Genomic DNA, 12,396 nt, shown 5'->3' with positions numbered 1-12,396 from the left:
TCCCTTGCTGCCTGAGGTGTGTGCCAGAGATGTCTATCCGTAAAAGAACACGTGTACATTCCGAGCGGACGCGGCCGCATGAAAGGAGGAATTATGAGCCTCGATGGAAGGATCGCGATGGTGACCGGCGCGGCGACTGGCATCGGCGCTGCCCTATCGGAAGCGCTGAGTGCAAACGGTGCGCGTGTCATTGGCGTGGACATCACATGGGACGGCGCTGAGAAGACGGCCGGCGTCGAACAGGCTCAGTGCGATGTCGCCGACGCGGCGAGCGTCAGGACCTGCGTCGCCGACATCGAGGCACGCCATGGACCGGTCGACATCCTCGTCAACAACGCGGCGCTTGCTTCCGAACTGGCCCCGACCCCCTTCGAACAAATTTCGCCGGAGGAGTGGATGCGGGTAATGGCCGTCAACACGTTGGCGCCGTTTCTGTGCAGTCAGGCGGTCGTTCCGCGTATGCGAGAGAGAAAATGGGGCCGAGTAATCAATCTCACGTCCGCGACAATCTTTATCGGCATGCCGCCCATGCTGCACTACGTCGCCAGCAAGGGCGCGATCGCGATTATGACCCGGGGCCTTGCGCGTGAACTCGGACGCGATGGGATCACCGTCAACGCCATCGCGCCCGGTCTCACCATCACCAAAGGTATTCAGAGCAACGAAGCCTATTCCGACGAACTGATCGCGCAGGCCCTCGCCGCACAAAGCATCCCCATCCGCGAGCAGCCCGAAGATCTGGTTGGCGCCTGCCTTTACCTGGTCAGCGATGGCGCGAAGATGATGACAGGCCAGATTCTCACCGTGGACGGCGGCACGGCATTCCATTAGGTAAGCGAAAAGACTGAATGACCAACATCACGAGCTCGCTAGTGCGCGTGGGCATATCGTCCTTTGCTCGACAAACGACTTGATGACAGGCAACGCGCGCTGTTCAAAGAGCTTGCAGGCGCAGCTGGCCAAACGCGCGACTGGGACATTCTGACCGCCCTGCCTTGCGAAGTCGCAGGTCCCGCCGAGGCTCCACTTGATGGTCTGCGAGTTGCACGCAACGCTGCGTCGGAGAGGCTCACTGAATTCTGTTACGGCGAATCGCTTGGGCGGGTGGATGACATGGCCGGCGCCCGCCACGTTCGCTTTCCTTCAGACTAAATCATGGCTTCGGCGACCTGTGGGGACAACCCGATCGCGATATCGACGAGTCGCTTGGCAGTCGACCAAGACGGTATGGGGTCAGAATTTCTGACCGTGCCCGGGCACGTGCGTTGCAACCGCCACTCATACAGCGGCGACATGCCGAAGTGCAATCATGGAGGACACAATCATGCGACAAACCGTTTTAGGCGTGTTCGATAGTTACGACGAAGCGCGGTCGGCACAGCAAACCTTGAGCGAGGCCGGCGTCGCGCAAGCCGATATTGCCCTCTACACAATGTCAAACAGTGCGCCCGTCGAGAGCGGACCACGTATCTATTCACCGGGCGGCGGCGACCCACATCGTAACAAGCCGGTATTCGACCAGCTCGAGCAATTGTTTGCACGGCTCTTCAAGATTGGCGAGTATCCACCGGAGACGGAGGATTACAGGGAATTCATCCGCCGTGGTGGAACGATTGTCAGCGCCGACGTTTCGGAAATGCAGGCCGACCTGGCCCGCGATCTCATGCGCCGCGCGGGCGCGGCCGACATCAGAGAGCGCGCCGAAGGGTGGCGTGCCGGTTCCCGGGAGACAAGAATTTCAGAGCATGCCCTGAATCTGGGTGGCTCAACGGATGACGATTACTCAAAGCAATACGAGCCGTCGACCGGGCAACAATTCGACACATCGTCGCGACACGTGCCGCTTACGGACGCGGCCTATCCGACGGAAGACCGCGCCGTTGCGCGTGATGCGTCGTCGGTTCCGGCCGCGTCGAGGACATTTACCAACGACGACTCCGCTGCCGAAGCGCGTGTGATGCACGGCACTGCCTTTTCGTCCGGTCGGCCGGAAATGGTCGGTGGAATGCAGCAGGTAACAACACGTACAGAGGGGCTCGGATCGAGAGTACCTGTGGACGAGTTGCCGACGCAACCAGGCGCGCCCGTCACCGTACTCTCGGGTGCGCCTCATGATGCGGATGCCGCTCTAAAAACCGCCGCACCGTACACGCCCGACGGCAGCACGAGTGGGGCAAACACCAGGCCAACATCGGAGAAGGGCCTTACGGAAAATCCCGCTATTGCTGCCCCTCCCGACGACGCCTACGGCGACAATGAATTCCGCGAGGATTACGACACCAACTACGCGAATACTGGCGCCTCGTATGACGAGTATCGACGCGCCTACACGCACGGTGCCACGCTCGGACAGGATGAGCGGCACCGCGGCCGCGATTGGCAAGCAGTCGAATCGAGTGCGCGCGAGAACTGGGAGTCGCGCTATCCGGAGAGCGGGTGGGAGCGGTTCAAGGCGGCCGTACGGCACGGTTGGGACCGCGTTACAGGCGGCTGACACCGTTTGGCGGGCTTGGCACCCGCTGATCGGTTTCATGAGCGGCGTCATCATGGCGCCGCGCGGCTGTTGGGCACGACAATTGCTGTCGCCTCAAGACCCCACGAAGCGAATCAAGGACAGCAATGGACCACCATTACGTCGAAAATGAACTTTCGTATCTTGAGCGAATGCTGCCGCGCGTCGCGAACGGCCCCCTCCCGATGTCCTATTGGAGGGAACGCATAGAATCGTTGAGACCGCCGGCCGAAATCCGCAGCTTGGGCCTGCGTCTAATCGCGCTGAAGAAAAGAATGCGCGAAGTTGAAGCAATTGCGCGTACCTGAGTCGAATTCGCTCTTCATCGAGGCCGCTTCGGGCGACCGCAGACAGGATTTCGCTGAGTCAGGCAACCAGTACCTCGTGAACGGAACGCTGAAAGGCGCCCCCGTTCATCGGGCCACCGCCTGCCACGTGGATAGCATCCGCGATCATCGCGGCGCCCATCCCATGCCGAGGGGTCAGCATCGTTGCGTAGGCTTCCATGAATCGCTGTGCGGATCGTACGCCTCGGTCTGGCCGAAGACGCGTCGGGTGCCCTCACCGCCCATGCAGAAGAATCTGCCGCGCCACACCGCACCTCCATGTCCCGATCGCGGCGTGGGCATCGGCACACGCTCCTCCCAGCTATCCGTTTTCGCGTCGTAGCCGACATGCATGCCGGTGTTGAAATCGAAGGTATCCATGCGACCGCCTGCTACCAGGATCGTATCGGATAACAGCACCGCCGCCGCGTGATCACGCGGACCGGGGACGGCCGCCAGTGTATGCCAGGTGTCCGTCCGCGGATCGTACGCTTCGTGCCAACTTCGTGCCAATCCACGGAATTGTATCTCGACCGCCTATTGCGTGAATCAACCCGTTCGCCGCGACGACGGAAATGGCACCGCGCGAGCCCCGCGACAGAGGATGGATGGCATGCCAGCGATCGTCGGAGACGACATGGGCCTAACAGTCCGGCGTTGCGATGCGATTCTGTTCGATGAACCCGCCCATTGCATAGATCACCCCGTCCTGCGCGCCGACGCCGATTTAAAAATGCCTACTGCACGGCGTGCTTCACCGGCTTGCCGAAAGGTTTGGTCAGTCATGCTGACTATAGTTCGGGTCGCAACGTAGTCCGGCTGACAGGATCGACCTTTGCTCTATCGAGGACAGACCGGCCAATTCTCTCCAGGCAGCCGACGTTCCCGTCCCGGCCGCTACCCGCCGGCCTCGTGATCCCCACCACCGGGCAATGGACGCTTTGCCTTAGAAAGCCGGTCGGCACGGTAACAAGTCCGGCACGAAAAGTGCTCGGCAGAAAAGAAATGGGGCGGCAAATAGGCGCGTCCAGCATGACGACCGGGCCGTAACCATGAAAACAACCGAAGACAGGCAAATCGACCCCGAACTCGTTGTCGAAGATGAAGCTGAGCGGTCGTGGATGAAGCGACTCGGCCCCGGGCTCATAACCGGTGCGGCAGACGACGATCCAAGTGGAATTGCAACCTACACGCAAGCGGGCGCCCAGTTCGGGTTCGGACTTCTCTGGACAATGCTTCTCACCTACCCGCTCATGGTGGCAATCCAGTCAGTGAGCGCGCGTCTGGGACGGGTTACCGGGCGGGGCCTGGCGACAAACCTCCGTCGCCATTATCCCGCACCGATCCTCTATGCCGCCGTCCTTCTGCTGCTCATTGCAAACACGATCAATATCGCGGCCGACCTCGCGGCCATGGGTGCCGCTGCAAGGCTCGTGGTCGGCGGCCCCGTCCAGCTTTACGTTGTACTTTTCGGCACGACGTCTCTTTTATTGCAGGTGTTTATTACCTATGAGCGGTACGCGCGTTTCCTGAAATGGTTGACCCTTGCGCTTTTCGCCTATGTGGCGATGGTGTTTGTCATTCCGGTCGACTGGAAGGCAGTTGGCCTCGCCATCGTAGTACCACCCATCAAATTCTCGGGCGAATACCTGACGACTGTTGTCGCGGTTCTTGGGACGACGATCAGCCCATACCTGTTTTTCTGGCAGGCCTCGCAGGAGGTCGAAGAGATTCGATCGCAGCCTTCCCAGCAACCGCTCCTGCGTGCGCCGATGCAGGCAAGCGCTCAACTAAAGCGGATCAACATCGATACATGGGTCGGCATGGCAATGTCGAACCTCGTTGCGTTTTTCATCATGCTTTCCGCTGCGGCAACACTACACGCGCACCATGTCGAGGTGAAAACTACAGCCGATGCGGCCAGTGCGCTTAAGCCAATCGCCGGAGAAATGGCGTTTGCCCTGTTCAGTCTTGGAATCGTCGGGACGGGCCTGCTTGCATTGCCTGTTCTCGCGGGCTCAGCTGCCTACGCGGCGGCGGGTGCAATGAAATGGCGCAACAGTCTTGCGCTCCAGGTCAATCTGGCGAAGCAGTTCTATGCCGTGATTGCAGTGGCGACGCTCGGTGGCGTCGCCCTGACATTTGCCCACTTTGATCCAATCAAGGCGCTGTACTGGAGTGCTGTCATCAACGGGATCGCAGCCGTGCCCATCATGGCGCTTGTAATGTTGATGGCAGCGAGCCGCGAAGTGATGGGGAAGTTCGCCTTGAAAGGCCTTCTGTTGTGGATTGGATGGCTGGCAACGGCAGTGATGGGGCTGGCAGCAGTCGGCATGTTCTGGCCGACCTGAGGCAAAGGAGCCAGGTAGCCCCGTTGAGGTTCGGTAGAAAGCCAGGCTCCAGTCATGGTCGGCAACGCAGCGTGATTGCGTCCTGTAGTCGCATGCTACCGTCGGCCGCTGTTCTGACTTACGTTGCCCGAGAGACCTCGACAACAACCGTCCCTTGTACATGTCCTTTATCGAGTCTCGCGAGCGCGTCGGCCGTCGCATCGAACAGGTAGGTTTCCGCAACGACCACCCGTACCGCGCGCGCGTCGATCAGCGACGCGATCTCTGACAGTTGAGTGCCATCAGGCCGAGCGGTGTAACGCGCGGCGCGTGCGCCATGTGCGGCCGCCTCGGTCTGGGACGGCTCAGTGAGCGTCGAAATCAATGCGCCGCCCGCCGCCGCGACAGCCCAGGATCGGCGCTGCGTGTCACCGCCTATGAGATCGAAAACCAGATCCATGGAGGGCGCCGACGCTTCGAATCGTTGTGTGTGATAGTCGATCGCGTGGTCGGCGCCGAGCGCGCGGACGAATCCGACTGCGTCGCCGGACGCGGTGGCGAATACTTCGGCACCCTTTTCTTTAGCGAACTGCACGGCAAAATGTCCGACGCCGCCGGCGCCAGCATGAATCAGCACGCGTTCACCGGCTTGCAAGCCACCGTGATCGAAAAGTCCCTGCCGTGCGGTCAGTGCCGCCAGCGGCACGGCACCCGCCGCCACGGCGTCCATCTTCGCGGGCGGACGCGCGAGGTGGCATCGGCGTGGTGGGTGTTTTCGTAACCGAAGACCCGAAAGCCGAAGACAAGCTCGCGCAGAAAGGCCAACTCGCACTCGACTTCGGGCAGCTATGGATGAAAGGCCCGCACATCGCTACAGGGCAGGCCAACGCCAAGGCGTATAACTGGTATCGCTATCACCGGCTCTTCGGCAGCTTCCTGCGCCACCGGCTGCACGCCGGACAGCAGGAACGCGAGCGGCAATTGCACGCTGCGGCAGCGCGCTGGTACATCGACGCCGATCGTCCCGTCCCTGCAATCGACCATCTGCTGGACGCAGGGCAGCCTGACGAAGCACTCGTGCAGATCGCGCTGCATACGGGTGCCCTGCTGGCGACCGGGCGCATCAGAATGTTGATGCGCTGGCTCGACAGAATTCCCGATGACGCGCTTGCGTCCCACCCACGAACGGGCCTGACTTACGCCTGGGTGTTATTGCTCAACCGGCGCTATGCCGACGCGCTGAAGACGGTGCAGCGCATTCTGGCGAACCATGAGAGCACAACCGATCGCGACAACCTCGCCGTCGAGGCGGAAGCAGTCCGTTGCGTGCTGCTCGCGTTGACCGACCAGATCCACGAATGCCGCGAGACCGGATTGGCAATCCTCGACAGGTTGCCACCCGACGCCATCTTCGCGTACTGCAGCCTCGCCAACTCGCTCGTGTTCAGCCTGGTGAGCACCCATCGCTATGACGAGGCGCGCGCGGTGCTATCCCGCGCATTGCAGCGCACGCAGGATCATCCATTCCTCCTGATGCGTGCCGTCACCGAGACGCTCGAGGCCATCATCGATCTGGTGCAGGGGCGCCTTGGCACCGCGCTTGCCCGGCTCGAAACCGCCTCGGGGCGAAACTGGAGCGATTTGTACGGCGGCTTGTCCGGCGGTAAGACGAGCCTGGACATCTCACTTGCGCTCGTGCTTTACGAAACCAATTCGCTCGACGAAGCCGATCGCCTGGTGACCGGCGCGCTGCCCTACGCAAAAGGCAACAGTCCTCCGGATGCGCTGATTGTTTCGCATCTGGTCAGCGCGCGCATCGCTCATGTACGCGGCGACACCGAGCTCTGGCAGCGACGGCTCGTGGAACTGGAACAGCTTGGGCGTGATATCGGTTTGCCGCGGCTGAGGTGTTCCGCATGGCTGGAACGCGCCCGGGTCGCGACGCTGGAAGGCCGTTTCGACGCTGCCGCGCAGGCTTTACGCTCGGCGGTACTGCATGGGGAATGGGACAACCCCGATGTGTCTTTCCACGCCACCGACATCGACCTGCCTTTCATCGCGCAATGCCGGTTCGATATCGCGCGCGGCGAACATGCGCGGGCGGCGCAGGCGTTGCTCACGGCGATGGAACAGGCCACCGTCCGGCTGCGCCACCGGCGCATACTGAAACTGCGCGTGCTGCACGCTATGGCGCTTGCCGGCCTGGGGGAGAAAGAACAGTCGTACGCAGAACTGACGGAGGCATTGCACACGGCAAGCCAGGAGGGTTTCGTGCGCATGTTTATCGACGAAGGCGAGAAGCTTGGCGATCTGATCGGGCTGTGGGCCGCGCATTATCAAGGGCGGTTCGCTTCGCTTGGGATCGTGCCTGGCTTTGTCGAACGGTTGCTGGCGCAGTTCACCCCTAAACCGCTCGATATTGAAGAGCTAGCGATCGCGCAAGCGGCTGGCATGCGCGACACGGCCAACGCGCTGACCGCGCGTGAACTCGACGTGCTGCGCATGCTGTCGGCGGGACACCGCAACCGCATCATTGCGGAAAAGCTGTTCGTTTCCGAACTGACGATCAAATCGCACCTGCGCAAAATCAACGTCAAGCTTGGCGCGCAAAACCGGACCCAGGCCGTTGCGATAGGCCGCTCGCGTGGGTTGATCCAGTAACCGCGAAGCACGCCGGCTTACGACGCGGCATTAGCGTACGAGGCGTAAGCGGGCGTAACAACGAGGTGAGGTTTGGGCCGCCCCGCGCTGTCGCTATCTTAACGGCGCGCGGCTTGCTAGGGATGCGGTCCCATTCTTAGTGCGGCCGCCAGTCGCCATGTTCGCGTGCGCCGCTCCGGCCGGTAATCCGAGTGCCTGCCAATGGCCCACAGTCCCACCGTTGCGGCCACTTGAGAAACGGCGGAGAGTTGCCAGCCTCGCAAGCCGTGCACATAGAGCGGAAGCGTCGCCGACAGGTCGACAACCTGCATCGAACGCCTGCGGCAGGTAGAACCTCGCGAAGCTCCACTGCGTGCCCTCGGGATAGGCGGTCTGGTCGTAACCGTTCAAACAGGTGGCGACATCTTCGGCATTGCCGAATGCCATCGAAGGCGAGTTCTTCGACCATCAGGCGCGCGACGATCTGCGTCGTGCCGGCGATCTGCAGCGCGCTCTTCCGGGCGAGCAACTCCTGCTGACCAACGAGGAACGTGAACAGCTGATCTGCTGGCGGTCGAGTGCATCGTGTACGCGCAGCCGTTTCCGGATCCGCAGCGATAGCCGCATGCGTTTTCGCGGGGTTGGTGCCCGCGTTCGAATCATGATCGCCGACAGCTTCCGGCAGGTTTGAGAAGAACGGTCCTTCTGCGTGCCGCAGTGTGAGCCGCGCGGTCAACCTGGAAGGAAAGGGCTTGAGGGAACGTCTGCGCTGCATTTCATTTGACTGGTCCGAATGGACTCGCGAACGAATCTGTTGGTGGTGTGGCAACAAAGCCCGCGTTGATGGCGTTTTCCGGCACAACCGCAATCTCAAAGATCCATACGAACGGCGGTCCTTGTTTCGGATCACTTGAATTACTAAGCAAGGTCCGTTGCCCGGTCTGCGGGTCAATCCGGAAGAGCAAGGTTGGGTCAGCGGCCCTATTCGCCGGGTCACCGGCGCCGACGATTATTCCTCCCGTCCCCGCCTGCGCCAAGGCGATGCCGGAAAGGCGCCACCCCAGCGGTCCTTGCGCAGCATTGTCGAAATCGCTGAGGACAGTACGGTTCCCGGTATTGGGATCAATTCGCAGCAGTAGATTTTTGGGGACGGGCGCGATTGCCGACCCGTGCGAATTGACCAGGATCTGCCCGGAGGTCTCGATGGCAATGCCGGTTGAAGGTACCAGGCCGGTGGCACCCTGCGCCGGGTTGGTGAAATCGCTGAGCAGCGATCGTTGACCCCTAAGCGGATCGACCCGGTACATGTCCCCTACGTCCCGGCTGGGGCCGACGGGGATGAACCACGTGACGCTTGCGACGATCGCCCCGGTTTTCTCCAGCGCAAGGTCGGTAAAGTACGCGACACAACAGTTGAACACGTCGCCCTGAGCGGGGTTCGTGAGATCGCTGACCACAACGCGGGTGCCCGTCCGTGTATCTATGCGAACAATTGACCTCGGAGCACCACCGAATTGCGGTTGCGCCCAATTTGTCATGAGTCGTCCGGACGCATCCACTGTCGAGCCGAACACGTCTCCGCGAAATGCCCCGGTAGTGAAGTCGCTCACGAGGGTCCGGTTACCGGTACGCGGATCAACCGCGTAAATGCCGGTAGTCGCAGCGGTGACGTATATCTTCCCCCGTCCTATGGCGACACCCGCGAGAAGCGATCGGTCCACAGGCCCTTGTGACGGATCCAGAAAGTCACTGATGACAGTGCGGGCGCCGGTCTTGGGATCTACAAGAAACAGCTTGCTCGCACGAGCGTCGACAACCAGGATGTCGCCTCCATGGATAGTAGCTGCCTGGGCGACTTCGCCCGTCAGCAGAAGGGCGCACAGCACGCCGAGCCAAGCGCGAAGGAAGCGCTGACAAGAGACGCGACTTGCTGTTTTCCGACTTGAACCGGCAATGCAGTGGCTTAGGACCGAGGTCCACCTCGTCGAGTTTGCCATCACTATTCTCCTTTTGAAGCGTTTCGCGTGGAAGCCCAGGAGGTCGAACAACGTAAGGCGCACCTCTAGCGTATGAAACTGGCGGTCAATTGCAAAGTTGTGTCTGCTGCTGCACTGTCGGTGCCATAGCGGAAGACGTGTTCGCGCTGCGGCCCGCGACCAGGATCGAAAGGGCAGGTTACCGCGGATTCGACGCTGCGCCGGCAGTGCTATCTGAAGAGGCCGCCGCGCATTCGATGTCGCTTCCCGAAACGAGGGCGCTTCACACTCCGTCACCCTTTGGGTATAGAGATTGCTAGCAGACGATGACTCCTGTCAGACATCTACGTCGTCTAACTGATTGATGGAAACTCGCCAAGCCGGTTTGGTACGGTTCAAGCATGGGCGCATGGTTCGCGGCGTCCACTGACCGTTTCTCATCTTCTCCTGAACTGCGTGTCAATCGCTTCACCATCAGAACGCAGAGCCGTTTATGAACACACTGGCGAGTCAATCGGGCTTCTTCAGTCCACTCGGATTCTCAGGCCCCCCGCGCGTCACCCCCTGATTAACAGCCGGCGCGCTCGCACCGCGGTTATCCGGCGCCGTCTCGCGTCGTCCGGAGGCCGCGGACGCAGAGTGAGGCGCGTGGATTGCGCCAGGCATGCGTGATCGATCGCCACCCGGAGACGTCTGCGCGACGCTGGCGCCTCGCATCCCCGCCCCGGCGCGGGCCGTCCCTACACCACTCACCCCAGCCTCGCGGGCCGCGTCTGAGTTCTGCGCGGATCCGGTCGCTGCATAAGTCGACATCAGTGCCGCAGTTGCGAAGCATTTGAAGAGACCTTTCATTTTCGTCTCCATCCTTAGGTGCACGCCCCCGTCGGTGCGCGTGCGCGATAACCTGACGAGTTGCTGCTCACACACCGAAGGCTTCTAACATGAAGGTGGACGGAACTCCCGAAATCCAACTGAAGGGATCTGACGATCACCGAGGATAAAAGGCAGGCATCTCGACCAGAGACAACGCCTACTCACGTATTACGCCCTCCAGGGATTTGATGAAATTTGAATTACGGTACGTGTGTGTGCGTGCGGCGCAACAAAGATGCCCACTTGAGCACGCCTTCACCAGAAGATCGCCTCGCATTTTGAATCCGCGCCATGACGTGGCCTGCGCGAGACGGTCCACGTTATGCGCTTTTCGGCGGCAGTGCTTTCATGTTAGATCCACTGAACGACGGGACCAGCACTTTGTTACTTCCAACAAGATCGCAAGGAAAAGCTGACTTTGGAGAGCGCCGGCCTTACAAGTGCGTCAACGAATTACCCGGTTGGGCCCAACTTTTGCGCAGGATCTTTCACGCCGTCCCGCGGCCGAACCAGCGTTTGCGGCGAGGCGTGACTCGCGACATTCATGCCGACGCATTTTCCCCGTGCGGCCTGATCGCACTCACTTGAGGAGCAGACAATGGAAACGACGAAAGCAGAAGGAACGCTACGGGAGGTTGCTGGCGACGTGCAGCAAGCCGCCGGGGACCTGCTGGGCAATGCCGGTGCGCAAGTGAGCGGAACAGCGAAAGAGTTGAGTGGCAAAGCGCAGCAACTCTATGCCGATTTTGCGGATGTCGTGCGCGAGTCTACTGTGGCACGGCCGTTCGCAGCGCTGGCAATTGCCGCCGGCGTGGGCTTCATCCTTGGGGCTTTGCGCGCGCCCAATCGCTCCGGGCCCGACTACGACCGAAGCGACTCGAGAGATCGGGAATAAGGCTACTCGGGTTTGCCTTCGACGAGACCTGAAAGGTGTAGGCGACAAGCACCTGACAGGCCGCCACGGCGTTTCCGCAACAAGCCAGCCCCGAGGAGTACCGCGATGTCTATGCGTTCGAAAGTCACGAAGTGGCGAAACGTCGGCAGATTCTGCGTTGAACGAGCCACCGATTATGGCGAACTCATCGGCGTCGAACTTGAGGAGACCCGGAAACGTCTCGTCCGCGAGTTGAGCGCACTTGTTGCCCTGGCCGTCGCTGGCCTGTTCACACTTTCGTTTGTGTGCATTGCGATCATTGCGACGGCGTGGCGGACGCCTTACTTCCTTCCAGTGGTGTGGGGCGTCGCCGCGATGTGGCTGGTTGTTTCCATCGTCTCTCTACTCTTCGTCCGCTCCCAGAAACCGGGACGTTCGCTTCATGTTCTGCAGGGAGAACTCCGGACCGATCTCGACACGTTGAAGGAGGCGCTGAAATGACCCGCGCACCGACCAATAGGGGCGCCGAGACCGCCATTCTGCTGCGCATGGCGGAATCACGCACAGCGTTGCTAGCGGCGAATAGCACTCCGCCATCGGTCCCGGCCGCACATGGCCAGACAAAGTCCTCTGCTGCCAGCCTGATCGCTTCGCTGGCCAAGGCACCGCGCGTCACGCTGCTGTTGGCGTTGTGCGTCGGCACTATCGTCCTCGGGCCTCGCCGGACTATCGGAATAGTCAGCCGTTCGGGGATCACCGCGTGGCTAGGTGGCACCATCCGGAAAGTCATGCTCAGGTCCGTGTGAGTTGCATGCAAGGGACCGGGCGGTCAGGACGGTTAAGTCAGGTCGGAACTTTCGAACCG

The 12,396-nt window shown here is 61.1% G+C and carries 12 protein-coding genes and 1 pseudogene; 8 read left to right on the top strand and 5 right to left on the bottom strand.

Annotated elements, in window-relative coordinates; all coding sequences use genetic code 11:
• Positions 1–93 precede the first annotated feature (93 nt).
• From RI103_RS33400 to RI103_RS33385, 3 genes are all read left to right on the top strand, one after another.
• Positions 94–831, top strand: a complete 738-nt coding sequence (locus RI103_RS33400; RefSeq protein WP_310819101.1) for an SDR family oxidoreductase — start codon at positions 94–96, stop codon at positions 829–831.
• A 493-nt stretch (positions 832–1,324) separates the two neighbouring features.
• Positions 1,325–2,494: a hypothetical protein gene (locus tag RI103_RS33390; RefSeq protein ID WP_310819100.1), complete on the top strand. Its 1,170-nt coding sequence runs from the start codon at positions 1,325–1,327 to the stop codon at positions 2,492–2,494.
• 125 nt (positions 2,495–2,619) lie between these two features.
• Positions 2,620–2,820: a hypothetical protein gene (locus RI103_RS33385; RefSeq protein ID WP_310819099.1), complete on the top strand. Its 201-nt coding sequence runs from the start codon at positions 2,620–2,622 to the stop codon at positions 2,818–2,820.
• Between the two features lie 174 nt (positions 2,821–2,994).
• On the opposite strand, the gene RI103_RS33380 is transcribed toward RI103_RS33385, so the two are convergent.
• Positions 2,995–3,219, bottom strand: coding sequence for a hypothetical protein (locus tag RI103_RS33380; RefSeq protein ID WP_310819098.1), 225 nt, complete (start codon positions 3,217–3,219; stop codon positions 2,995–2,997).
• A 740-nt stretch (positions 3,220–3,959) separates the two neighbouring features.
• On the opposite strand from RI103_RS33380, the gene RI103_RS33375 reads away from it, so the two are divergent.
• Complete coding sequence (locus tag RI103_RS33375; protein ID WP_310819353.1) at positions 3,960–5,189, top strand: Nramp family divalent metal transporter; 1,230 nt, start codon at positions 3,960–3,962, stop codon at positions 5,187–5,189.
• 118 nt (positions 5,190–5,307) lie between these two features.
• On the opposite strand, the gene RI103_RS33370 is transcribed toward RI103_RS33375, so the two are convergent.
• Complete coding sequence (locus RI103_RS33370) at positions 5,308–5,763, bottom strand: zinc-binding dehydrogenase (protein WP_310819352.1); 456 nt, start codon at positions 5,761–5,763, stop codon at positions 5,308–5,310.
• On the opposite strand from RI103_RS33370, the gene RI103_RS33365 reads away from it, so the two are divergent.
• A complete protein-coding gene (locus RI103_RS33365) occupies positions 5,674–5,949 on the top strand; it encodes a hypothetical protein (protein WP_310819401.1) in 276 nt (91 codons plus the stop codon). The two genes, RI103_RS33370 and RI103_RS33365, sit on opposite strands and share 90 nt — an antisense overlap.
• A 65-nt stretch (positions 5,950–6,014) precedes the next feature.
• On the opposite strand, the gene RI103_RS33360 is transcribed toward RI103_RS33365, so the two are convergent.
• Entirely contained in the window at positions 6,015–6,263 is a 249-nt protein-coding gene (locus tag RI103_RS33360; RefSeq protein ID WP_310819097.1) for a hypothetical protein, read from the bottom strand.
• Between RI103_RS33360 and RI103_RS33355 the strand changes: the two genes are divergently transcribed.
• The gene (locus RI103_RS33355; protein WP_310819096.1) at positions 6,246–7,829 is read left to right on the top strand and encodes a LuxR C-terminal-related transcriptional regulator; all 1,584 of its coding nucleotides are present in this window, start codon (positions 6,246–6,248) and stop codon (positions 7,827–7,829) included. The genes RI103_RS33360 and RI103_RS33355 overlap by 18 nt on opposite strands.
• Positions 7,830–8,102: 273 nt before the next feature.
• Here the strand turns inward: RI103_RS33355 and RI103_RS33350 are convergent.
• Positions 8,103–8,583: pseudogene (locus RI103_RS33350) on the bottom strand (hypothetical protein); the annotation flags it as partial.
• A 1-nt stretch (position 8,584) separates the two neighbouring features.
• The gene (locus RI103_RS33345; protein WP_310819095.1) at positions 8,585–9,805 is read right to left on the bottom strand and encodes a hypothetical protein; all 1,221 of its coding nucleotides are present in this window, start codon (positions 9,803–9,805) and stop codon (positions 8,585–8,587) included.
• A 1,450-nt stretch (positions 9,806–11,255) separates the two neighbouring features.
• On the opposite strand from RI103_RS33345, the gene RI103_RS33340 reads away from it, so the two are divergent.
• Positions 11,256–11,552: a CsbD family protein gene (locus RI103_RS33340; RefSeq protein ID WP_310819094.1), complete on the top strand. Its 297-nt coding sequence runs from the start codon at positions 11,256–11,258 to the stop codon at positions 11,550–11,552.
• A gap of 105 nt (positions 11,553–11,657) precedes the next feature.
• Positions 11,658–12,032, top strand: coding sequence for a phage holin family protein (locus tag RI103_RS33335; protein ID WP_310819093.1), 375 nt, complete (start codon positions 11,658–11,660; stop codon positions 12,030–12,032).
• Positions 12,033–12,396 lie beyond the last annotated feature (364 nt).

It is taken from the genome of Paraburkholderia sp. FT54 (genome assembly GCF_031585635.1).
Taxonomy (GTDB): Bacteria; Pseudomonadota; Gammaproteobacteria; order Burkholderiales; family Burkholderiaceae; genus Paraburkholderia.
This window is presented reverse-complemented; position numbering and strand designations above follow the sequence as displayed.